Raw genomic sequence first — 21,463 nt, 5'->3', positions numbered from 1 at the left:
GTGCAGTTGCTCCTAGCCCCGATGGAGGGGCTGCTGGACTTTGTTTTGCGCGACATCCTGACCCGCGTGGGCGGCATTGACCGCTGCGTGTCGGAGTTCATCCGCGTCACCAATACGCTGCTGCCCGAGCGTGCCTTTATCCGCACGGTGCCCGAGTTGCTTAACGGCAGCCGCACGCTGTCTGGCGTGCCGGTGCGGCCGCAGCTGCTGGGCTCGGACCCGGTGTGCCTGGCCGAAAACGCCGGGCGGCTGGCCAGCCTGGGCCCCATGGGTGTGGACCTGAATTTTGGCTGCCCGGCCAAGGTGGTGAACCGCCACGGCGGTGGTGCGGCGCTGCTGGACGAACCCGAGCTGTTGGTGAAGATCGTGTCGGCGGTGCGCCGCGCCGTGCCGATGGCGCAGCCGGTGTCGGCCAAGATGCGGCTGGGCTTCAACGACGACAGCCGGGCAGTGGAATGCGCGCTGGCGATTTGCGAGGCCGGGGCGACCGAGATCGTGGTGCACGCCCGCACCAAGGCCGACGGCTACCGCCCGCCCGCCTACTGGGCGCGTGTGGATGACATCCGCCAGGCCGTGTCCATCCCGGTGGTGGCGAATGGCGAAATCTGGACGGTGGGCGACGCCCGCCGCTGCCGCGCCGCATCGGGCTGCGACACTTTGATGCTGGGGCGCGGCATGGTGACCGACCCCGGTCTGGCCCTGGCCATCCGGGCGGATTCGGATACGGCGCACCTGCCCTGGGCCGATGTGCAGCCGCTGATGCTGGCTTTCTGGGAGTTGGTGTGCAGTCGCTTGGAGCCCCGCGCACGTGCCGGGCGGCTCAAGCAGTGGCTGAATTTTTTGCGCCGCCAGTACCCCGAGGCGGAGGTGGCGTTTTTGGCGCTACGGGCCGAGACGGACCAGGCCAAGGTGACAGCCTGGCTGGTGAAAAATAAGCATTAAATCGGCATTTTGCGCATATTGAATATGCGCGTGTAGCTATATTTTTAATAGTAAATAGCGTCGCCCATACAAGGCAAGCGCAGCGCAGCCCCTTCGTGAACTGCGCGGAGCTGGCTCTGCCAGGCCGCTGCAGTTGCCCCCTGCAAGGGGGGTGGCGCAAAGCGCTTGCGCTGTAGCCTGGGGGAGTACCTATGAGTACCTATGAATACACCATGAAGTTCCGTGCCGCACGCCGCTGGGCTTGCTTTTGCGTGGCTTCCACCAGCAGGGTGGCGAGTTGGGCGGCTAGTACGGCTTGCAAGTCGTGCAGTGCGTGGATGTCGATGGCTTGGCCGTTGACCCGTCCTTTGGCCAGTACCTGGCTGTGGTCACGCAGGCGCACGATGGCCGTGCCTACGGCGGTGAACGCGGGCAGGTGGCCGTACAGCGCGCTGCCGCGCTGGGCATACCAGGAGCCAAAGCGGGCGGGGTAGTTGGCATCGGCATCGGCGGGGTGGGTGGCGATGCTGGCCACCCAGGTTTGGTGGTCGTGTTCGGCCAGCAGCAGGGGGAAGTCGGCGGCATCCCATTGGTTGGCTCCCCAGGCGCTCCAGGCTTTGCCGGGAATGAAATCGGCGGCCCAGGTGGCCACGTTGTCGGCGGGCATGGGGCGGGCGATGCCGTAGCCCTGGGCCAGGTCGCAGCCCAGTTGCAGCAGCAGCAGGCCGTGCTCTACGGTTTCCACACCTTCGGCAATCACCTGCCGGTTAAAGGCTTTGGCCAAGCCGACCACGGCTTCCACCAGGGTCAGGTCGTCCGGGTCTTCCAGCATGTCGCGCACAAAGGTCTGGTCGATCTTCAAGGTGTTGGCGGGCAGGCGCTTCAGGTAGGCCAGTGACGAGTAGCCGGTACCAAAGTCGTCCAGCGCAAACTGCACGCCGAGTTGCTGGCAGGCGGCCATTACGTTGCGCATGTGCTGCACGTCTTCCAGCGCAGCGGATTCCAGAATCTCCAGCTCCAGTTTGTCGGGCGATACCTGCGGGAAGCGCGCCAGGATGCTGCCCAGCCGGGCCACAAAGTCAGACCGCTGGAAGTGCCGCGCGGCGATGTTGACGCTGACCACCCAGTGCAGGCCCTGCGCGGCCCAGTGCTGCATTTGTTGTAGCGCCTGGTGCAGCACCCATTCGCCAATGTCGATGATCAGGTCGGTGTTTTCCACCAGGGGTAGAAAGTGGTAGGGACCGACCACGCCCTGGTCGGGGTGCTGCCAGCGCAGCAGGGCCTCCATGCCAAAGATGGTGCCGGTGCGCATGTTCAGCTTGGGCTGGTAGTACAGGCGCAGTTCGCCGTCGAGCAGGCCCTGGCGGATGCGGGTGCGCTGGTGGTGGTGGGTTTGCACCTCTTGGTCTAGCTGCGCATCGAACAGGTGGCTGCGGTTGCGCCCGGTTTGCTTGGCCTGGTACATGGCCTGGTCGGCGTGGCGCAGCAGGGTGTCCAGGTTGGTGTCGCTGTGCATCTCGTCGCGCAAGGTGACGGCGATGCCGATGCTGGTGGTCAGGAGGATGCTTTGGTCGTCGATCTGGTACGGGGCGGACAGCAGCGTTTGCACGTGTGCGACCTGCTGCTGTACCTCGGCCATGTCGGTCTGGTCTTTTAGCAGCAGCACAAATTCATCGCCACCCAGACGCGCCAGGCCGTGGTCGTCCCCGGCAAATTCGGCCAGCCGTTGGGCCACTTGCTGGAGCAGGCGGTCGCCGCTGCTGCTGCCGTAGCGGGCGTTGATGGGCTGGAAGTGGTCCAGGTCCAGCAGGCACACGGCCAGCAGCTTGTGGTGGTGGCGGGCTTGCAGGATGGCCAAGTTGAAGGGTTCCTCCATCGCGGCGCGGTTGTGCAGGCCGGTCAGCATGTCGTGGCCGATTTGCCAGGAAATTTCCTGGATCAGCTGGCGCTTTTCGCTCACGTCGCGGAACACCAACACGCAGCCCATCGCCGTACCGTCGGGCTGGCGTATCGGGGCGGCGGTGGTTTCTATGGCGATGTGCTTGCCGGATGGGTGCAGCAGTGTCTGGTGGGCGGCGTGCACCACGCTGGTGGTTTGGTATAGCGGTATTTGTTTGGCTGGGGCAGCGCTCCAGCCGGGTTCTTCCAGCAGTTCAAACACCTCGCCCAGCGGGTGGCCCACGGCCTGCTGGTGGGTCCAGCCGGTGAGCTGCTGGGCCACGGCGTTCAGGGTGTGGATGCGCCCGGCCAGGTCGGTGGTGATGACGGCATCGCCAATCGACGACAGAGTGACTTCGGCGCGCTCTTTTTCGGCTTGCAGGGCGGCCTGGGTGCGGGTGAGTGAGGCCACCAGCGTCTGCACCTCGTCAGCCATGTCGTTGAAAGTGTGGGCCAGGGTGTGGGCTTCTAATGGTCCGGTCAAGGCCATGCGCGCGTCTAGGTTGCCGCGCTGGAACTGCTGGGTGGCCACGGCCAGCCGCTGCACCATGCGGCGGTTGACGCGTAGCACCCAGGCCAGCAAAGTCAGAATCGTCAGCACACTGCCGCCAGCGATCCAGAGTTGGTTCTGCACCCGGCTCCAGGCGCTGTTGAACGCAAAAATCGGACTGATCTCCAGGGTTAATGTGCCACTGCGCCCGGCAGCACCCACAATGTTTAAGTGGGTGGTGTAGGGGGCAATGTCCAGCCAACTGGTAAACCAAGGGGGGTATTGGGCCCGTGTTTGCAGCGGATTACGCGCTTCAATCAACTGCCCTTCTGCGCGCCACTGGAGTAGGCTGATGTCGGGGCGTGATTGCACCTCGGTTTGCAGCCAAGCCGCCAGCGGCAAAGCGCTGGCCGTGCCCAGGGTCTGGGCCAATGTGGGGACCAGGTATTTTTTGGCCAATTGCACTTCTTGGGCAAAGTGCGCATGGGCCGCATTGGTTTCGACCTTGACCAGTAATTTGTAACGCGCAGTGGCAACCACCGCGATTAGCAGCAGCAGGGGTAGCAGCAGGCGGGTGGCGGTACTCAGCGTCAGCCACGCAGGGGCTACATCTCGGGTCTTGGGCATGGAATCACGAAGGCGCTCGGAATGGTGTTGTTTTGGGTTTTATCACATTGAATGTAACCTGATGTAACTATGTGAATAGTTACACATCCATAGAGGCTTCCAATGCAGCGCACTAGGGTTTGTCGCTATTGTCTAGTATTGGGGTATGAAATATGCCATTGAGACATGTTGCTTGCGAACCAGTAGCTATGTAAATCATAGTGATGCGAGGGCTATGTGCTTAGCGCAATAGACCGGCGGCATCAATTTTCCCGATGCCGTGTATCGCTAAACCTAGCAAACGCTTTAAAACCGGTGGAGTTCTCTCTATTTGTGGCTAATTTGTAACGTAATACGTTTCTGAAAGAGCCTTGTAAAGAACCTTATCCGGGCACATTCAGTGTGCGTGCGGATGTTGCAGTAGCCTGGGCGGGGGGTGGGCCGAGTTGATCTGTACCAGGCTGGACGGGGAGCACCCCCACAGGCCTTTTGGAATGGCCTGCGGGTAGAGCAGGTTGACCCACCACAGAAGTACTACGCAGAAGAATTTTTAATAGCAGCACAACCCGTATTGGCGCGGGCGGTGGTATTTTCGGCTGGTCCCCTCGACAGGAATCGAACCTGTATTTAGCACTTAGGAGGCACTCGTTCTGTCCATTGAACTACGAAGGGGAGGGCGGATTGTAGGGCCTGCACGGGCTGGTTTTTCAGTCGTATTGCAGGGTGAAGATCAGGTCGATGGCGCTTTGCTCGCCGGTTTGGCCGCGCAGGGTGAAGCGCTTGCTCAGGTCGTAGAAGATGTACAGCGTGCCCAGTGTGCCGGCCAGGCTGTGCTCGTAGGCGACATAAAAATTACGCGACAGGCGCTTGCCGAAGGTCACGGCGGCGGCGCTGCTGCTGCCGTTGGCATTGTTGGCGCTGCCGCTGAAGGATAGTTCGTCCAGCCCCAGGGCAGAGGCCAGCCCGCCCGACAGTCCTTTGCCATTACCGCCCAGCAGGGCCAGCGCGGCCTGTTGCAGCACGGCGGCTTCGGCCCCGCCGTTGGCGGCGCTGCGGCCCAGTACCAGCCAGGCCAGTTTTTCGGCATCGGAGAGGTCGGAGCCGGAGTACAGGCGGATGTTGGGCGACAGCGCCGTGCCGTTGATCTGCACACCCACGCGCACGCTGAGGTTGGGGCGAATGGCCAGCACGTCGAGCGACGGGTTGTCATAGGGGCCGTTGAAACGCAGGGTGCCTTCTTCGATGTCCAGTGCCTGGCCGTAGGCCTTGTAGCTGCCGCGCGCGGTGCGCAGCTCGCCGGTGACGCGCGGCCCGGCCAGGGTGGGGCCTGCGCGCAGGGTCAGCTTGCCGGTGAGGCGGGTGTCCAGGCCTCTGCCCACCAGGTGGAAGTCGTCACCCAGGTCCAGCGTGATGTTGACGTCGGGGGTGTTGGTGGCTGCGGCAGGGGGGGCGGTGGGCCGCGTGGTGGTGGACGCGGTGCTGCGTTTGCGCACCACCACGTCGCTGCCCAGGGTGGGTGCGGATTCGTCGGGCAGGATGAACAGGGCCTGGTCGGCCTTGAGCGCGCCCAGCAGCGCCAGCTTGCCCTGCGCCAGGGTGGCTTGCAGGCTGCCAGATACCGTCAGGCGGCGGTCGGCGCGGGCAGAGATGCGCAGGGCTTTGGCCTGGGCCCGGATGTCCATCTGAATGCCTGCCGGGGGGGTGTTGTTCCATTGGACGGTGCCGCTGGCGGTGAGGCTGCCGCCGTCGTTGCTGGGGATGGCGGTGGTCGTGTTGGCGGTAGTGGGGGCACCGTACAGGCTGAATTCGCTGATGTTCAGGCGCTGGCCGTCCAGGCTGGCGCGCAGGCGGCCATCGCGCAGTTCGATGCCCTCGACCACCGAGCGCAGTGCCAGGTCGTCGGCCTGTAGGGTGCCGGTCCACAGCGGTGCCAGGCGGGTGCCGCTGAGGGTGGCGTTGGCCGCCAGCGTGCCGCGCAGCCGCCAGCCGGGTGGGGCCAGCACCGACCAGATGCCCACCCGGGGTAGGGATGCGCGCACCGTGCCGTTGAGTGCTGCATCGGCGGGCCAGATCCAGCTGCCGTCGGTCTGGCGCACCTGGGTGTTCAGGTCGGCCTCGGCCTGGCCTGCACGTTCGCTGTCCCAGCGCAGGCTGGCACTGAGCTTGTCACCGTCGGTGCGCAGGCCGATGCGGGCGGTGCGGATGCCTGCGTTGATGGTGCCGGGCGTGCCGTTGGCCGATTCTTCGCCGGTCAGCAGTTGCAGGTCACCGCTTTTTTGGTACAGGTTGGCGCTGACTTGCAGGGAGGGTGCGGTTTGCACGTTCCAGTCGCCGTCTAGCAGCAGGTTGCCTTTGAGGCCGAGTTGCGCGAGTTGTCCGTTGCCAGCAGCCCAAGTTTCCAGCCAGGCCATAGGCAGGCTTTGCAGCGTGCCTTGGGTGCGCAGCAGGGTACGGGTGTCGTCGTGTGCCCAGGCCACGGGCTGCCAGGCGATGCGCACGCTGCCGGGCACCGGGCCTTGCATGCTGGCGGTGCCTGCGGCTGTGTCCACAGAGCTGCTAGTGCCTTTGAGGGCCAGGGCTTGGTCGAGTTGCAGCGTCCAGGGGCCGGGGCGGGTACTGTCTTGCATCTGTACTGCCAAGCTGGCGATGCGGGCTTGCCATTGTTGGCCTGAGACCAGGCCGCCGCTGGCGCGGGTGGTTAAGCTGGCACGCTGGGTGCCGGTGGCCAGTTCGCCTTGTAAGGCGATGTCTAGCGCCCCCAGACTGCCGGATGCGTCAAGTTGCAGTTTGCGCAGGCTGACGGGGTTGCCGGTGGCGGGGCGTAGCTCTAGCGACGGCACGGCCAGTTGGGCGTTGAACTGGAAAGGGGTCGTACCTGCTGTAGGGGGGGCCGTGGAGAGGGCGCTGGCCCAGCCGCCGGTCCAGCGCCCGGTCAGCTCGGCCTGGCCCAGGATGCTGCCGGGTAGGCTGGCTGCCACACCGGGCAGACGGGCCAGCCAGCGGGTGGCTTGGCCGGCGTCGGGCACGTGCAGGACCAAGTTGCCTGCGCCTTGCAAGGCGCTAATTCGGCCTTGCACATCGGCCTGCGCGCCGGGCAGGGTGAGGTGCAGCTGGCCTTGGGCGGCGCGTGTCGCCAGGGTCAGATCCAGCTGGCCTTGTAGCTGTGCGTCGTCGGTGCGCAGTTGCAGGGCCGACAGGCTGAGCGTGCCCGCAACCCAGCGGCCCGTGGCCTGGGCGGACTGGATGCGCAGGCCTGGCAAGGCTTGCAAGACTTGGATGCGGGGCGCTTTGGCCGAGGCTTCCAGGGCGGCATCAAAGCGGATGGCGGCGGCAGTGCTGCTGGCGGTCATCCGCCCATTCAGCAAGGCGGGGGCCATGCGGGTGTGCAGCGCGGCGGGGTTGATGCGCAAGAGCTGGGCCTGTGCCGTCCAGTCGGTGGTGTCTGCGCCGGTCCAGCGGCCCTGGAGCTGCACGTCGCCTTGGCCGAGCTGGGCACGCAGCGACTCGATGACCCAGGCCCCTTGCTGGTATTGCAGCCGGGTGGTTGCGTGGTCCAGTGGCACACGGTGTGTGTCCCACGGGCCGCTCAGGCGGTTGTCGATAGTGGCTTCGGCGCGCCAAGTGCTGCCCTTGCGCAGGGGTTCGGGCCGCAGTTGGGCGCTGCCGCTGAGCAGGGTGTGCGGGGCATCGGGCCAGAGGTCGGCCAGGTTGAGTTGCCGGAACGTGGCATCGGCCTGGTACACGGGCTGTGCGGCCCAGGGGTGGATTTGCGCGGTCAGCGCAGCCTGCAAGGCGTTGGGCGTACGGGGTGTGAGCTGGGCCTGGATGTGCAGTAAAGCATTTTGGCCCGCCAGGGGGCCATTGGCCGAGGCGGTCGCCGTCACGGTGGTCGGGCGGGTGTTGCCGGGCAGGGTGGTCTCTACGCTGCCTTGTATGGCGGCTTGCAGTGTCAGCGGGCTGCGGGCCAGCAGGGTGGCCTGGCCCGTGTAGTGGCCCGCAGCGACTTTGGCGCTAGTGACCGTGAGCTGGTGCTGCGTGCCGTCATAGCGGTAGCGCCCGGCCCATTGGGTCAGTTGCAAAGCCGGGGGGCCTTGCCAGCGCAGATCGGCAATCTCGAAGGGCAGGTCTACCTGGAGGGGCAGCACGATCTCGGATGGCAGTACCAAGGGCTCGGTGGACGGGGTTTGCGCAATGCGGAGTTGGGCGATGCGCAGCGTGCCCAGGTGCAGTTCGCGTTGTAGCAGGCGGTCGAGTTGCCAGTCCACGGCGATGTCCAGGGCTTCTATTTGCAGACTGGGGCTGCGGTAGGCCAGCTTGCCGATGTGGCCGCCCTGGCGCACCGAGCCGGTGACCGCGCTGGTTTCCAGTGTGTGGCCTGCGGGCAGGTAGGTGGCGGCGCGGGCCAGGGTGCTGGCCAGCGAGGTGTCGTTGCCCAGCCAGACCCAGAGTGCGCCAACCACGCTGGCTAGCGCCGCCAGCACCAGCAGAGGGGCGCACAGCAGCCACAGCAGCCGCTTGCCCGTGGGCATCCAGCGCCGGGGCGGGGCGGGGGGCATTTCGGACCTCAAAAGCTGAACCCTACGCCCATGTGCAGGCGCGCCTTGTGGGTCGCTACACCGTAGGCAATGTCTATTTGCACCGGCCCTACCGGGCTGCGCCAGCGTATGCCGCCGCCGATGCCGACCTTGGCCTCCAGCGCCCCCACGGTAGGGGCCACCGCCCCGGCATCGACAAACAGGGCGGTTTCCCAGGCGCTGGGTTTGCCGTTGAGGACGATGGGCCGTTGCCATTCAAAACTGCCCGATGCCATGTAGCGCCCGGCGGTAATCGAGCCGCTGCTGCCCGTCACGCCGATTTCCTGGTAGCCGTAGCCGCGCACCGTGGTGTCGCCACCGGTTAAAAACAGTTGGGTGCTGGGCACGTTGGCTTCGGCTTTCGCCACCACCGCCGCCGCTTCGGCCCGCAGCGCCAGGCGGCCCGCCCGAATGAACAGGCCATCACCGGGCAGCAGCTTGCCCAGCGGAAAGTAGCCCAACCAGCGCGTCAGGGTGCGGATGTAGGGCTGGCGGTTGGCTTCCAGGGTGAAGCCACCACCCAGCTCTAGCGCCACGCCATAGCCTTGGGTGGGGGTGCGGATGTCGTCAAAGTTGCGCCGCGTCCATGCATAGTTGGCGCTGATGGCACTGGACGAGACCGTGGGGTCGGTGCCACTGGTGGTCAAGGCGTGGTCGTATTGCAGGTAGACGTTGCGGTCGATGTGGTCGTTGCCTTGGGTGCGCCCGGCCCGCAGGCGCTGGCTGTGGGTGATGGTGTCGCTCAAATTTTGGTGCTGGAGCTGGGCCGATGTCACCCAGCGCCAGTTGCTGGTATCGGGTGGGGCGGTGAGTTCGGTGTTCAGGGTTTGGGTATTTTTGTCCAGACTGAGCTTGGAGATGGCGCGCCACGGCAGCCAAGGCAATTGGCGGTGGGTGTGCTCGGCGGACAAGCGTGGCCCACTGTCGGTGCTGAAGCCCACGCCCAGCACCAATTTTTGCAGTTTGGCCTCGCGCAGTTGGGCCACTACGGGGGCCGCCTGCGGGTCGCCTTGGGTGTCCAGGGTCAGAAAAACCGAGTCGAAATAACCACTGTCGGCCAGCCGTTGCTGGGTTTGCAGCAACTGCGCCTGGCTGTAATCGGCCCCGGTGGGCAGCTGGGCCAGGCGGGTGACCAGTTCTGCGCTGTAGCGTTGCAGGCCGCGCAGCTCCAGCGGGCCAAACCGGTAAGCCGGGCCAGATGCCAGGGTGACGCTGAGTTGGGCGGTGTGTGCGTCGGGGTCGATGTCGGCCAGGCTATTGCTGATCTCCCCGGTGGGAAAGCGCTGGACTGTAAGGTTGCGCAGGGCTTGGGTTTTGGCATCGTCCCAGGCATCTTGGGTGAAGGGGGTTTCGGGGCCGAGTGGCCAATCGGTGCGGATGGTGTCGCGCAGCGATGCCGCCGCCGGGTCGTCGTTGATCGGGCCGGTAAATTCCAGCTGCACGCTGCCGATGCGCACCGGCGTACCCGGTTCTACCGTGAGGGTAATGTGGTGCGGGGCGCTGGTGCTCTCCGGCGTTTCTACCTGTTTCAGCGTGACCGTGGCGGCAAAGTAACCCTGCGTGGCCAGCAGGTCGTGGGTATTGCGCTCGGCCGCTTGCATCAGCCGCGCCAGCTCGGTGGCATCCAGATCGGTCAAGCTGCGGTAGCGCTGCAATTCAAGGTTCTTGAGAAGCAGCGTACGGATTTTGTCGGGGGCAACGACTTCGAGGTCGAAAGCGGACGGCGGTACTGGCGTGGTTGCTGTAGCGGGTGTCTGGGCCCACAGCGTGCCGGGCAGTAAACCCAGCAAGCACCACGCCGCCACCCGCGCACTGAATCTGGTCATTGCTTATTTCGACAGCAAGCGCATGGTTTCTTCCAGACCTTTCAAGGTCAGGGGAAACATGCGCTGGGCCACCAGTTGCTGCACGATGCTGATGCTTTGGCGGTACTGCCACAGGCCCTGGGGCTCGGGGTTGATCCAGGCAAATTGGGGGAAGGCACTGGTCAGCCGCTGTAGCCACACGGCACCGGCCTCTTCGTTGCTGTATTCCACGCTGCCGCCGGGCTGCAAAATCTCATATGGACCCATCGTGGCATCGCCGATAAACAGCAGCTTGTAGTCTTTGTTGTACTTGCGGATCACGTCCCAGGTGGAAAACTTCTCGGTGTAGCGGCGGCGGTTGTGCTTCCACATGAAGTCGTACACGCAGTTGTGGAAGTAATAGAACTCCAGATGCTTGAATTCACTTTTGCTGGCGCTGAACAGTTCTTCCACCCGCTGCACATGCTCGTCCATGCTGCCGCCCACATCCATCAATAGCAGCACTTTGACGTTGTTGTGCCGCTCTGGCACCATTTTGATGTCGAGATAACCGGCGTTGGCTGCGGTAGAGCGGATGGTGTCGGCCAGGTCTAGTTCGTCGGCATGGCCTTCACGGGCAAACTTGCGCAGGCGGCGCAGCGCTACCTTGATGTTGCGCGTGCCCAGTTCCTGGCTGTCGTCGTAGTCTTTAAAAGCCCGCTGGTCCCATACCTTCACGGCGCTTTTGTGGCGGCTTTTGTCTTGCCCGATGCGGATGCCTTCGGGGTTGTAGCCGTAGGCCCCAAACGGGCTGGTGCCACCGGTGCCAATCCATTTGCTGCCGCCTTCGTGGCGCTCTTTTTGCTCTTCAAAGCGGTTTTTGAGCGTTTCCATGAGCTTGTCCCAGCCCATTTTTTCGATCTTGGCTTTTTCTTCGGGGCTGAGGTCGAGTTCCAGGTTTTTGCGCAGCCATTCCAGCGGAATGTCTTGGGTGAAGTCGGCGACCGTCTCTACCCCCTTGAAGTAGCTGGCAAAGGCCTGGTCGAACTTGTCGTAATGCTTTTCGTCTTTGACCAGTGTGCAGCGGCTAAGGTAGTAAAAATCGTCTATTTTGTAGCTATCTTCGCTGTTGGGGCCCACTACACCTGCTTTCAGGGCCTCCAGCAGGCTTAGGTATTCCTTGACCGAAACTGGTAGCTTGGCGGAGCGCAGGGTGTAGAAGAAGTCGATCAGCATGGCGGGAGTTTTTACACGCGTGGTTTGCTCAGAAGCCAGCGCAGATGGGCTTTCACTGCGGGCCATTCGCTGGCGATGATGCTGAACACCACGGTGTCGCGGAGTGTGCCGTTGGGTGCAATTTGGTGGTTGCGCAGCACGCCATCTTGTTTTGCGCCGATGCGGGCAATCGCCGCGCGGCTGTCAAAATTAAACCAGTGGGTGCGAAACTCCACCGCGATGCAGTCCAGTGTTTCAAATGCGTGTTTAAGCAAAATAAGCTTGGCTTCGGTGTTGATGCCGCTGCGTTGCGTGCTTTTGCTGTACCAGGTGTGGCCAATTTCCAGGCGGCGGTTGGCTGCATCTACATGGAAGTAGCGGGTCGAGCCGACAATTTTTCCGTCGTATTTACGGCGCACCACGAACGGCATGGCACCTTGGTTTTCACGCATTTCCAGGGCATTGTCAATGTAGCCCAAAACCCCATCCGGGCTGCCCACGCTGGTGTACCAGAGCTTCCATAACTCGCCGTCTTTAGCCGCGGCCAGCAGGTCTTCCTCGTGCAATCGTTGCAAGGGCTCAAGCACTACGTGGTGGTGGCCAGTCAGAGTTACGGCATCAATAAAACGGGCCATGCAAAGTCTCCAGGGGGGTGACGGGTTGGTTCACGGATGGATGGTTAGCGGTGGTGGCGTTGCATGAACACCAGCTTCTCAAACAAGCCAACATCCTGCTCGTTTTTCAGCAATGCCCCTACCAACGGCGGCACGGCAACCATGCCGTCTTGGTTGTGCAGTGCCTCGGCTGAAATATCTTCGGCCACCAGCAGCTTGAGCCAGTCCAGCAGCTCCGAGGTGGAGGGTTTTTTCTTCAGGCCGGGCAGGTTACGGATGTCGTAGAACGTCTTCATGGCTGCTGCCAGCAGCTCTTTTTTGAGATGGGGAAAGTGCACATCCACAATTTTCTGCATCGTGGCGGCATCGGGAAATTGGATGTAGTGAAAGAAGCAGCGGCGCAAAAACGCATCGGGCAGCTCTTTTTCGTTGTTCGATGTAATGAACACCAGTGGGCGGTTCTTGGCCTGCACCAGCTCACGGGTTTCGTAGCAGTAAAACTCCATGCGGTCGATTTCGCGCAGCAAGTCGTTGGGGAACTCGATGTCGGCCTTGTCGATCTCGTCGATCAGCAGCGCTACGGGCGTATCGGACGTAAATGCTTGCCACAGCACGCCTTTGACGATGTAGTTGTGGATATCTTTGACCCGAGCCGAATCTTCCACACCGGCCAGCTGCGAATCGCGCAAACGGCTAACCGCATCGTATTCATACAGTCCCTGTTGTGCTTTGGTGGTGGATTTAATGTGCCATTGCAGCAGCGGCATGCCTAAAGCGGCAGCCACCTCCTCGGCCAGCATGGTTTTGCCGGTGCCGGGCTCACCCTTGACCAGCAGTGGGCGTTTGAGGGTGGCTGCGGCATTGACGGCCAGCATCAGATCCTGGGTGGCGACGTAGTTATTGGAGCCTTGGAACTTCATGGTGGTGGGTGCAAAAGCGGGGGAGTGAATAGGCTGCCGCATATAATCTACTGTTGATGGCAAGCCTGATAGACAGGGCTGAATGTAGGCTTGATTTTCCCCCAGATTTTGCGCACAAAAATGAAAAAATTATTGACCACGGTGTTCGTGTTTGCTGCTGTTTCGATAGCAAGTGTTGCAAGTGCCCAGGACATCGTGGGGGATGCCAAGGTCGGCAGCACCAAGGTCGATATGTGCATCGGCTGCCATGGAATTGTGGGCTACCAAGCCAGTTTTCCCGAAGTGCACAAAGTCCCCAAAATTTCAGGCCAAGGTGCCAAGTACATCGTGGCGGCGCTGAATGCCTATAAAAAAGGCGAGCGCAAACACCCCACGATGCGCGGCATTGCCGATTCGCTGAGCGACCAGGACATGGCCGATGTGGCAGCCTACTACAGCGCCAGTGGCGTGGTTGCGGGTGCCGCCCCTGCGGCCAAATCAAGCCGTGAGCCCAGCGCCCAGATCACCGCATTGCTGACCAAGGGTGCGTGCGTGTCGTGCCATGGCGACAATTTCTCCAAACCTATTGATCCCAGCTACCCCAAGATTGCGGGCCAGCATGCCGACTACCTGTTTGTGGCTTTGAAGTCCTACAAGGTCGAGAACAATCCATTGGTGGGGCGCTCCAACGCCGTCATGGGCGGTGTGGCCAAGCAGTTCTCGAACGCCGAACTCAAAGCGCTGGCCGGATACGTGCATTCGCTGGACGGCGAACTCAAGGTGGTGCCACAGTCGCGCTTCCGGTAAAGCGGCCTGCCCTCCATAAAAAAGCCCGCTGTATGCGGGCTTTTTTGCGTCTGTTCAGTCCTGTGTGGCACGGCGCTGCACGCAGTCAATATAGGCCGCGCCGTCGGGCGGACGGCCTGCACGCTGGCTCTCCCAGAGCATTTGCCCCAGGCAGTCCATCGTTTCGTGGTGTGCGTCGTGCAGCGAATCGCGGCGGCGCGTCAGTAGCTCAACCGACTGGCGGATGCCGCGTGGTTGGTCAATAGAGCATTGCTCGCTGATCGACAAATGCATCGAAAGGTGTAGAAAAGGGTTGGTTTTGCCGGCTTCTGCATCGTAATTGCGGGCAACTGCTGCCCCCACGTCCAGCATGTCGGCGTGGTATTCGGGATGCTCGTCGAGCCATTGACTTGCTATAGTTTCTATAGCTTCTAGCGCTTGTCCCGCCTTCGCCTTGGCATAAACAGAGCAAAAAAAACGGCGTACATCGGCTTGCGAGGGATTGAACATGGCCATGAGCCTACCACGGAGAAACCGGGGGGCTGGCTGGCTGGCCACCACTCCATGATCGGCCGCGTTGGCCTATTTATGGGGTTGAGGCTGGCGTTGGGGCTCTTGGGGTTGTTGTACACGCGGCACAGGCGCATGCATTGGCATGCTGGTTGCAAATAAATGTGCTTGCTGCCTGCGGGGCTGCAACGGGGGCTGGTAGGGCTGCCGCTATGGTTTGGATTCTTTTTTCACGCCGATTTTGGCGTGAGCACGTAGGCTTTTCTGACAGGGACATGTCAAAAATTAGAATTTTTTGTACAGCCCAAATTAAATCCAATGAATACCGATTGCACGCGCCAGCCACCCCGACTTTGTGGGTGTGATGGGTTTAAAAACGTAATGGCATTGCAAAAGTGCCTTGCTCTCTGCCGCGCTATGGAATCAAATGGTTACACCTATTACAAAGATCCGAATTCCACTTTCGGTGAAGACATGGACCAGACCGGGCGCCTCTACAAAATTGACCAGCTTCTGCGCCAGCACAAGGTCATCAGCTTTGCTGCCTTGCAAGCGGCGCTAGATGTATCGCGGGCTACTTTGAAGCGTGATCTGGACGACTTGCGCACCCGCCTCAAACTGCCCATTGAGTGGAGTCGTGCGGCGGGGGGCTACCGATTGGCATCGACGGGTGAACCAACCGCCAGCACGCACGAGCTTCCCGGCCTGTGGTTTTCGTCCACCGAAATCCATGCGCTGCTGACGATGCGGCATTTGCTGGTGTGCCTGGACACGGGGGGGCTGATCATCCATCCGGTGCCTGTGGTCGATCGGATCCAGGCTCTTCTGGGCAGCGCGGACCCCGAACTGCAAGAGCTGCGGCAGCGGGTGCGGATTGTCGGGCTGGCGCAAGAAACCGCCACACCGCGTTATTTTGAGCGCGTGGGCTTGGCCCTGGTGCGGCGCAAGCGCCTGACTTTGGCCTATGCCAGCGGCGCGGCGGCAGAGGTGGAGTGGGACGTGTCGCCCCTGCGGTTGGTGCATTTTCGGGGCGGATGGCACCTGGAGGCCTACTGCCATCCACAGGCTGAACTGCGCAGCTTTTCGGTCGATGCGATTACCGATGCGCGGATACAGGCGGGGGCCGCGATGGACATCAGCGACGACAAGCTGGATGCCCAGTTTGGTCCGAGTTACGGGGTGTTTGCCAGTGGCCGTGTCCGCTGGGCCCGGCTCCTGTTCAGCGGCGCAAAGGCCTGTAGCGCGGCCAACACGCAGTGGCACTCTTTGCAACAGGGCAAGCAGCAAAACGATGGCACCTATCTGCTGCGCGTGCCGTATATGGACCCGCGTGAGCTGCTGGAAAAGATCCTCCAGCACGGTGCACACTGTGAGGTGCTCGGGCCTGCCAGTCTGCGCCAGGCCGTAGCGGATGAGGTTGCGCTGATGGCTATTGCCTACCAGTCCGCCGCCCCGCTGGACGAAGACAGCGCATTGGACGACGCAGCGCTCGATTAATCTTCTCAGGACATTCGCAGCGCCCTTGTGCAGCCCACTGGGCGCACAGAGGGGCTTGCGGAAGTCCTGTTTTATTTGCCCCAGCCCTTGGGCCGCCGCTGCGCTTGCTCGGCGCGCTCCTGGGCCATTTGCTCCTCCAACTGCTGGCGGCCCTCGGTGGCCACGGCGATAAATTTCGCCCGGTCTTTGCGGTGCGGGTACATCTGCTCGAACAGGGCCAGGTTGTGCTGGCGAAAGCGCATGGCCTGCTGGCGCGCCTCGTGCGGCGGGTAGCCCAGAAGCTCCAGCACCGAGCGTGCGCTGCGCAGGCTGGACTCGAACAACTCGCGCTCCACCCGCAGCACGCCCCGGTCGCGCAGGGCGTTCCAGTGCGGCACATCGCGGGCGCGGGCCACGATCTCCAGGTTCGGAAAGTGCTCCCGCGCAATATCCACAATCTTCAGGCTTTGCGCTTTGTCGTCCACCGCTACCACCAGAATTTTGGCGGTGGCCGCGCCCGATAGGCGCAGCAGGTCCAGCCGGGTGGCATCGCCGTAAAACACCCGAAAGCCGAATTGGCGGATCGTCTCCACCATGTCGGCATCGTGGTCCAGCACCGTGGCGTGCAGCCCTTGCGCCAGGAGCGTGCGGCCCACGATCTGGCCGTAGCGGCCAAAACCGGCAATGATGATGGGGGCTTCCTGCTGTTCGGCAAGCTCTTCCATCTGGCTGCCGCCACGCTGCGCCAGGCGGGGCAGCAGCAGCTTGTCGATGGCCAACAGCAGCAGTGGGCTGACCAGCATCGAGATCGCTACCGAGCCAATTAGCAGTGACGCGGTTGGGCTAGAGAGCACATGCGCCGCCGTGGCGGTCTGGAACACCACAAACGCAAATTCACCGCCCTGCGCCAGCAGCACGGTAAACACGGGTCGCTCCTGGAACGGCACGCCCATGCACTTGGCGATGGCGTAGATGACCAGCAGCTTGGCCAGCAAAAAGCCCGCCACCACCAGCGCCATTAGCCCCGGCGACTGGCGCAGCACGCCAAAGTCCACACCCATGCCCACGGCGATGAAGAACAGGCCCAGCAGCAGGCCCTTGAAGGGCTCGATGTCGGTTTCCAGCTCGCGGCGGTACTCGCTTTCGGCCAGCAGCACTCCGGCCAAAAAGGCCCCCAGCGCCATCGATAGGCCCACCGACAGCATCAGCGAGGCAATGCCCACTACCAGCAGCAAGGACGCGGCGGTGAAGATTTCGGGTGTTTTGGAGCGCGCTATCCATCGGAACAAAGGTCGCAACAGCAAGCGCCCGCCCAGCACAATGCCCGCAATAACTGCTATTGTTTTAATAGCTTGTAGCGCAGGTGGTGTATGCGCTATAGCCTCATTTTGTTCAGAAATACTGCCCAGCAGCGGCACCAACGCCAGGATCGGGATGGCCGCCACATCCTGGAACAATAGGATGGAGAACCCCGCCTGCCCGCTGCGCGTGGGCAGCAAGTTGCGCTCGCCAAATACCTGCAGCGCAATCGCCGTGCTGGACAAGGCCAGGCCCAGCGCCGCCACCAGCGCAATCCGCCACGGCACGCCCGCTGCCATAGCGCCCAGAAAAATCACCACCGTGCAGCCCAGCACCTGGGCCGTGCCCCAGCCAAAGATGGGGCGGCGCAGGCTCCACAGGCGCTTGGGCTCCAGCTCTAGGCCGATCAAAAACAGCATCAGTACCACGCCGAATTCGGCGAAATGCAGGATGTCCTGCACCTCGGTGACCAGCCCCAAACCCCAGGGGCCAATCGCCATGCCCGCCGCCAAGTAGCCAATGATGGAGCCCAGGCCCAGGGCCTTGCTCAGCGGCACGGCGATGACGGCGGCGCTCAGATAGATGAAGCTGTTGATCAGCCAAGCAGGTGCGTGTTCCATAGATTCCGTTTCTCATTCAATCCGATATGTCGTTACTTTGCCTTGTCGTGCTGAAGCACTGTCTGCGGCTTCGCGCCTAATCTCGGACTGAATGAGAAGCGGAATCGGCAGCCAGTGTGGGCCAGTGGAGATAGGTTTGCAGTCTTTGGCTGAACAGGGCGATGTGTTCCAACACCTCTTGCTTGCCCGCGCTGTGCGCACCGTGCAGCACCAGCGGCGGCAAAAAGCGCATGCCGCACAGGGCGGCGGTCTGGGCGTAGGGCGGCAGGAAAGCGTCGAACGGGTGGCGGTTGTAGCTGTCGGGGTGGTACGAGTCTTCCTGCCCGCCGGTGGTCACTACCAGCCACAGGGCCTTGCCGCGCAGGGCGGTGCCGGGGGCGCCGGTGGGGGCGGACTCGGTGGTCTCGGCCGATACCGCGCCAAAGGCCCAGCCGTAGGTCAGCACCTCGTCTAGCCAGAGCTTTTGCAGCGCGGGCATGGAGTAGCACTGGATCGGGTGCACCAGCACCAGCAGGTCGGCGGCTTCCATGCGGGCTTGCTCGGCAGCCACGTCGATGGCGTAGTCGGGGTAGTTGGCGTACAGGTCTTGCACGTCGAGCTGCGGGTTGTCGCTGGCCAGATGGCGGGCCGCTGCCAGCAGGCGCTGGTTGACGCGGGAGGCGCGCCAGTTCGGGTGGGCGGCGAGCAGGTAGATCTTCGGGGGGTGTGAGAACGGTGTGGAAAGTGGTGCTGGATGCATCCCGCTAACATAGCAAAATTTTTCCGTTCGTCTTTTTGAGGAGTTCCCCATGCCCATCGTCGTTGTAGCCAGCCCCAAAGGCGGCGTCGGCAAGTCCACGCTGTCCACCCAGATTGCGGGCTATTACGCTGCGCAGGGCCACACCGTGCTGCTGGGCGATGCCGATCCGCAGCAGTCGTCGCACCTGTGGCTGAGCCTGCGCCCGGTCACGGCCAACCCCATCCAGGCCTGGGACGTGGGCGCGGACGAGATCGCCAAACCCCCCAAAGGTGGCAAAGCGGGCAACGTGGTGGTGCTGGATACCCCCGGCGGGCTGGACGGCAAGCGCTTCAAAGACGTGATGCGGCTGGCCGACAAGATCGTGGTGCCGCTGCAACCCAGCGTGTTCGACATCTTTGCCACGCGCAAATTTTTGGACCGCCTGGCCGAGCACCGCCGTATCGACAAAATGCAGGTCGGCCTGGTCGGCATGCGGGTGGACGAGCGCACCTTTGCCGCCGACCGCCTGCGCGAATACCTGGACGGGCTGGAGGTGCCGGTGATCACCAACCTGCGCGACACGCAAAACTACGTGCACTTGGCAGCGGCCGGGCTGAGCCTGTTTGACGTGGCCCCAAGCCGGGTCGAAAAAGACCTGGAGCAGTGGCATCCACTGGCGGCATGGTTGGACGCGTAAATTTATAAGAAATAAGCCTCTGGCGCATATTTCAACTGCGCTAGTAGCTATTTAATTTATAGCATCTCGAACCCGCACTGCCGCCACGCTTCAAACACCGTGACGGCCACGGCGTTGGACAAGTTCAGGCTACGCTGGCCGGGCCGCATCGGCAGCTTCAAACAGCGCTCCAGGGCAAAGGCGGCACGCACGCTGTCGGCCAGGCCCTTGGTTTCCGAGCCAAACACCAGCCAATCACCCGGCGCGAATGCCGTGCCATGCACGCTGCCGGTGCCGCGTGTAGTCAGGGCAAACAGGCGCTGGGGGTCGGGCTGGGCGGTGGCCAGAAAGCTGGCCCAGTTGGCATGCCGGGTCAGGGTGGCGTACTCGTGGTAGTCCAGCCCGGCGCGGCGCATGTGCTTGTCGTCCATCGAGAAGCCCAGCGGCTCGACCAGGTGCAGGTTGCAGCCGGTGTTGGCCGCCAGGCGGATGACGTTGCCGGTGTTCGGCGGAATTTCGGGTTCGACCAGGACGATGTTAAACATAGGGGTGCATTATCCGAGACTCTCCGAGAGACTCGGGCACTTCCCTCAAACGATTGGACACCATGCACACCATTGACCTGCGCAGCGACACCGTGACCCGTCCCACCCCCGGCATGCAAGCCGCCATGGCTAACGCTCCGCTGGGCGACGACGTGTTTGGCGACGACCCGACCGTGAACCTGCTGCAGGCCACGCTGGCCGAGCGCCTGGGCTTCGAGGCCGGTCTGTTTTGCCCCACGGGCACCCAAAGCAATTTGTTGGCGCTGATGACCCACTGCCAGCGCGGCGACGAGTTCATCGTCGGCCAGGAGGCGCATTGCTACAAATGGGAGGCGGGCGGCGCTGCGGTGCTGGGCAGCGTGCAGTCCCAGCCGCTGGACCACGCCAGCGACGGCAGCCTGCCGCTAGAGCGCATTGCTGCGGCCATCAAACCCGATGACTTCCACCACGCCCGCACGCGTTTGCTGGCGTTGGAAAACACCATCGGCGGCAAGCTATTGCCGCAAGATTACGTGGAGGCGGCGCTGGCGCTGGCCCATAGCCGGGGTTTGCAATGCCATCTGGACGGGGCACGGTTTTTCAACGCCGTGGTGGCCTCCCAGCAAGTGGGCGAAGGCTTGGCGCAGGCCGAAAGCCGCCTGGTTGCGGGCTTTGACTCGGTCAGCATTTGCCTGAGCAAGGGCCTGGGCGCCCCGGTGGGCTCGGTCTTGCTGGGCGGTAAGGACTTCATCCATCAGGCCCGCCGCTGGCGCAAGATGCTGGGCGGCGGCATGCGCCAAGCCGGGGTGCTGGCCGCCGCAGGCCTGTACGCACTGGAGCACCACGTGGCGCGCCTGGCCGACGACCATGCTAATGCCCGGCTGCTGGCGGCCTTGTTGGCCGATGTGCCTGGACTGCAGGTGGAAGCGGGTCCCACGAATATGGTTTTTTTGCACATCGACCCCGCGCGGGCCGAGGCCTTGGTGGCACATTTGCAAGCCCACCAAGTGCTGGCCACCGGCCTGTACAAACTGCGCCTGGTGACGCATCTGGACGTGAGCGAGGCCGACATGCGGCGCGTGGCCGAGGTGATTCGGGCGTTTTAATCCACTGGCGTTCTGGCCACCACCAGCCCGGTGATGTGCGCGGCACCGGCCTGCCGCAGCACCGCCGCCGCTGCAAACAGGGATGCGCCGCTGGTCATCACGTCATCCACCAACACCACCCGCTGGCCGCGCAGTGCGTTGGCCCGCAGCGGCTCCAGTGCAAACGCGCCTTGCACATTGCGCAGACGCTCGGCCCGGCCCAAAGTGGGTTGGGGTGCGGTGTGGCGGGTGCGCAGCAGCAGGTGGGCCCGGGTTTTGTGCGGGGCCAGCTGGCGGGCCAGCTCCAGCGCCTGGTTGAACCCGCGCTCACGCAGGCGTTGGGCCGACAAAGGCATGGGCAGTACGCTGTCGCACTGGTCGATGGCGGGCTCCACCCAGGGGCTGTGGCGCAGCAGGTCGGCCAGGGTGCCGGCCCAGCCGACCTGCTGGTTGAATTTGAACTGCGCAATGCACATCGACCACGGGTAGGCGTAGGCCACGGCGGCCAAGCAGACATCCAGCGCGGGCGGGTGGCGGATGCAGGCGCCGCACTGGGCTACGCCCTCGGGTACGGGCAGCGCGCAACTGCGGCAGCGCGGCACGGGCTGGGCAAAGCGCGCCACGCAGGCCCCGCACACCGGCTGGCTGGGCCAGGCGCGGCAGACGGCGCACTGGCTGGGGAGCAGGGTTACAGCTTTGTGTAAAAGCGCGCGGAACATCGCATCAAT

At 63.1% G+C, this 21,463-nt stretch carries 16 protein-coding genes and 1 tRNA gene; 5 read left to right on the top strand and 12 right to left on the bottom strand.

The genetic code is table 11. The annotated features are described in order from the left end of the window. Window positions 1-942, top strand: a complete 942-nt coding sequence (locus AC0969_RS02840; protein ID WP_479622610.1) for a tRNA dihydrouridine synthase — start codon at window positions 1-3, stop codon at window positions 940-942. Between the two features lie 199 nt (window positions 943-1,141). On the opposite strand, the gene AC0969_RS02835 is transcribed toward AC0969_RS02840, so the two are convergent. From AC0969_RS02835 to AC0969_RS02805, 7 genes are all read right to left on the bottom strand, one after another. Beyond that, window positions 1,142-3,976, bottom strand: a complete 2,835-nt coding sequence (locus tag AC0969_RS02835) for a putative bifunctional diguanylate cyclase/phosphodiesterase (RefSeq protein ID WP_479622609.1) — start codon at window positions 3,974-3,976, stop codon at window positions 1,142-1,144. 576 nt (window positions 3,977-4,552) lie between these two features. Next, window positions 4,553-4,627: transfer RNA gene (locus tag AC0969_RS02830), tRNA-Arg, on the bottom strand. A 35-nt stretch (window positions 4,628-4,662) separates the two neighbouring features. After that, the gene (locus AC0969_RS02825) at window positions 4,663-8,511 is read right to left on the bottom strand and encodes a translocation/assembly module TamB domain-containing protein (protein ID WP_479622608.1); all 3,849 of its coding nucleotides are present in this window, start codon (window positions 8,509-8,511) and stop codon (window positions 4,663-4,665) included. A gap of 8 nt (window positions 8,512-8,519) precedes the next feature. Beyond that, the gene (locus tag AC0969_RS02820) at window positions 8,520-10,355 is read right to left on the bottom strand and encodes an autotransporter assembly complex protein TamA (protein WP_479622607.1); all 1,836 of its coding nucleotides are present in this window, start codon (window positions 10,353-10,355) and stop codon (window positions 8,520-8,522) included. A 3-nt stretch (window positions 10,356-10,358) separates the two neighbouring features. Next, the gene (locus tag AC0969_RS02815) at window positions 10,359-11,549 is read right to left on the bottom strand and encodes a vWA domain-containing protein (protein WP_479622825.1); all 1,191 of its coding nucleotides are present in this window, start codon (window positions 11,547-11,549) and stop codon (window positions 10,359-10,361) included. A gap of 11 nt (window positions 11,550-11,560) precedes the next feature. After that, on the bottom strand, window positions 11,561-12,163 hold the full coding sequence (locus AC0969_RS02810; RefSeq protein WP_479622606.1) for a GNAT family N-acetyltransferase: 603 nt from the start codon (window positions 12,161-12,163) through the stop codon (window positions 11,561-11,563). Window positions 12,164-12,207: 44 nt separating this feature from the next. Then, a complete protein-coding gene (locus tag AC0969_RS02805; protein ID WP_479622605.1) occupies window positions 12,208-13,062 on the bottom strand; it encodes an AAA family ATPase in 855 nt (284 codons plus the stop codon). Window positions 13,063-13,182: 120 nt separating this feature from the next. On the opposite strand from AC0969_RS02805, the gene AC0969_RS02800 reads away from it, so the two are divergent. After that, window positions 13,183-13,848: a c-type cytochrome gene (locus AC0969_RS02800; protein WP_479622604.1), complete on the top strand. Its 666-nt coding sequence runs from the start codon at window positions 13,183-13,185 to the stop codon at window positions 13,846-13,848. Between the two features lie 54 nt (window positions 13,849-13,902). On the opposite strand, the gene AC0969_RS02795 is transcribed toward AC0969_RS02800, so the two are convergent. After that, a complete protein-coding gene (locus tag AC0969_RS02795) occupies window positions 13,903-14,337 on the bottom strand; it encodes a DUF1841 family protein (protein ID WP_479622603.1) in 435 nt (144 codons plus the stop codon). A 417-nt stretch (window positions 14,338-14,754) separates the two neighbouring features. On the opposite strand from AC0969_RS02795, the gene AC0969_RS02790 reads away from it, so the two are divergent. Next, entirely contained in the window at window positions 14,755-15,834 is a 1,080-nt protein-coding gene (locus AC0969_RS02790) for a helix-turn-helix transcriptional regulator (RefSeq protein WP_479622602.1), read from the top strand. Between the two features lie 71 nt (window positions 15,835-15,905). On the opposite strand, the gene kefC is transcribed toward AC0969_RS02790, so the two are convergent. Together kefC and kefF are read right to left on the bottom strand one after the other, a co-directional pair. Beyond that, window positions 15,906-17,732 carry a glutathione-regulated potassium-efflux system protein KefC gene (gene kefC, locus AC0969_RS02785; protein ID WP_479622601.1) on the bottom strand — a complete coding sequence of 609 codons (1,827 nt, stop codon included), beginning with the start codon at window positions 17,730-17,732 and terminating at the stop codon, window positions 15,906-15,908. A gap of 76 nt (window positions 17,733-17,808) precedes the next feature. Then, complete coding sequence (gene kefF, locus AC0969_RS02780) at window positions 17,809-18,471, bottom strand: glutathione-regulated potassium-efflux system oxidoreductase KefF (RefSeq protein ID WP_479622600.1); 663 nt, start codon at window positions 18,469-18,471, stop codon at window positions 17,809-17,811. 49 nt (window positions 18,472-18,520) lie between these two features. Here kefF and AC0969_RS02775 point away from each other — a divergent pair, with 49 nt between their 5' ends. Next, window positions 18,521-19,147, top strand: a complete 627-nt coding sequence (locus tag AC0969_RS02775; RefSeq protein ID WP_479622599.1) for a ParA family protein — start codon at window positions 18,521-18,523, stop codon at window positions 19,145-19,147. Window positions 19,148-19,203: 56 nt separating this feature from the next. Here the strand turns inward: AC0969_RS02775 and AC0969_RS02770 are convergent, their stop codons facing one another. Next, window positions 19,204-19,671 (bottom strand): tRNA (cytidine(34)-2'-O)-methyltransferase, encoded by a 468-nt coding sequence (locus AC0969_RS02770; protein ID WP_479622598.1) that lies wholly within the window; start codon window positions 19,669-19,671, stop codon window positions 19,204-19,206. Between the two features lie 62 nt (window positions 19,672-19,733). On the opposite strand from AC0969_RS02770, the gene ltaE reads away from it, so the two are divergent. Next, on the top strand, window positions 19,734-20,756 hold the full coding sequence (ltaE, locus tag AC0969_RS02765; RefSeq protein ID WP_479622597.1) for a low-specificity L-threonine aldolase: 1,023 nt from the start codon (window positions 19,734-19,736) through the stop codon (window positions 20,754-20,756). On the opposite strand, the gene AC0969_RS02760 is transcribed toward ltaE, so the two are convergent. After that, window positions 20,753-21,454 (bottom strand): phosphoribosyltransferase family protein, encoded by a 702-nt coding sequence (locus AC0969_RS02760; RefSeq protein ID WP_479622596.1) that lies wholly within the window; start codon window positions 21,452-21,454, stop codon window positions 20,753-20,755. The genes ltaE and AC0969_RS02760 overlap by 4 nt on opposite strands. Between the last annotated feature and the right edge of the window lie 9 nt (window positions 21,455-21,463).

This window comes from Rhodoferax sp. LB1P47 (assembly GCF_056521445.1).
This window is presented reverse-complemented; position numbering and strand designations above follow the sequence as displayed.

Bases quoted from the DNA above. Each gene is read 5' to 3' on its own strand.
- AC0969_RS02835 (WP_479622609.1), bottom strand. From the start codon at position 3,976: ATGCCCAAGACCCGAGATGTAGCCCCTGCGTGGCTGACGCTGAGTACC.
- AC0969_RS02825 (WP_479622608.1), bottom strand. From the start codon at position 8,511: ATGCCCCCCGCCCCGCCCCGGCGCTGGATGCCCACGGGCAAGCGGCTG.
- AC0969_RS02820 (WP_479622607.1), bottom strand. From the start codon at position 10,355: ATGACCAGATTCAGTGCGCGGGTGGCGGCGTGGTGCTTGCTGGGTTTA.
- AC0969_RS02815 (WP_479622825.1), bottom strand. From the start codon at position 11,549: ATGCTGATCGACTTCTTCTACACCCTGCGCTCCGCCAAGCTACCAGTT.
- AC0969_RS02810 (WP_479622606.1), bottom strand. From the start codon at position 12,163: ATGGCCCGTTTTATTGATGCCGTAACTCTGACTGGCCACCACCACGTA.
- AC0969_RS02805 (WP_479622605.1), bottom strand. From the start codon at position 13,062: ATGAAGTTCCAAGGCTCCAATAACTACGTCGCCACCCAGGATCTGATG.
- AC0969_RS02800 (WP_479622604.1), top strand. From the start codon at position 13,183: ATGAAAAAATTATTGACCACGGTGTTCGTGTTTGCTGCTGTTTCGATA.
- AC0969_RS02795 (WP_479622603.1), bottom strand. From the start codon at position 14,337: ATGTTCAATCCCTCGCAAGCCGATGTACGCCGTTTTTTTTGCTCTGTT.
- AC0969_RS02790 (WP_479622602.1), top strand. From the start codon at position 14,755: ATGGAATCAAATGGTTACACCTATTACAAAGATCCGAATTCCACTTTC.
- kefC (WP_479622601.1), bottom strand. From the start codon at position 17,732: ATGGAACACGCACCTGCTTGGCTGATCAACAGCTTCATCTATCTGAGC.
- kefF (WP_479622600.1), bottom strand. From the start codon at position 18,471: ATGCATCCAGCACCACTTTCCACACCGTTCTCACACCCCCCGAAGATC.
- AC0969_RS02775 (WP_479622599.1), top strand. From the start codon at position 18,521: ATGCCCATCGTCGTTGTAGCCAGCCCCAAAGGCGGCGTCGGCAAGTCC.
- AC0969_RS02770 (WP_479622598.1), bottom strand. From the start codon at position 19,671: ATGTTTAACATCGTCCTGGTCGAACCCGAAATTCCGCCGAACACCGGC.
- ltaE (WP_479622597.1), top strand. From the start codon at position 19,734: ATGCACACCATTGACCTGCGCAGCGACACCGTGACCCGTCCCACCCCC.
- AC0969_RS02760 (WP_479622596.1), bottom strand. From the start codon at position 21,454: ATGTTCCGCGCGCTTTTACACAAAGCTGTAACCCTGCTCCCCAGCCAG.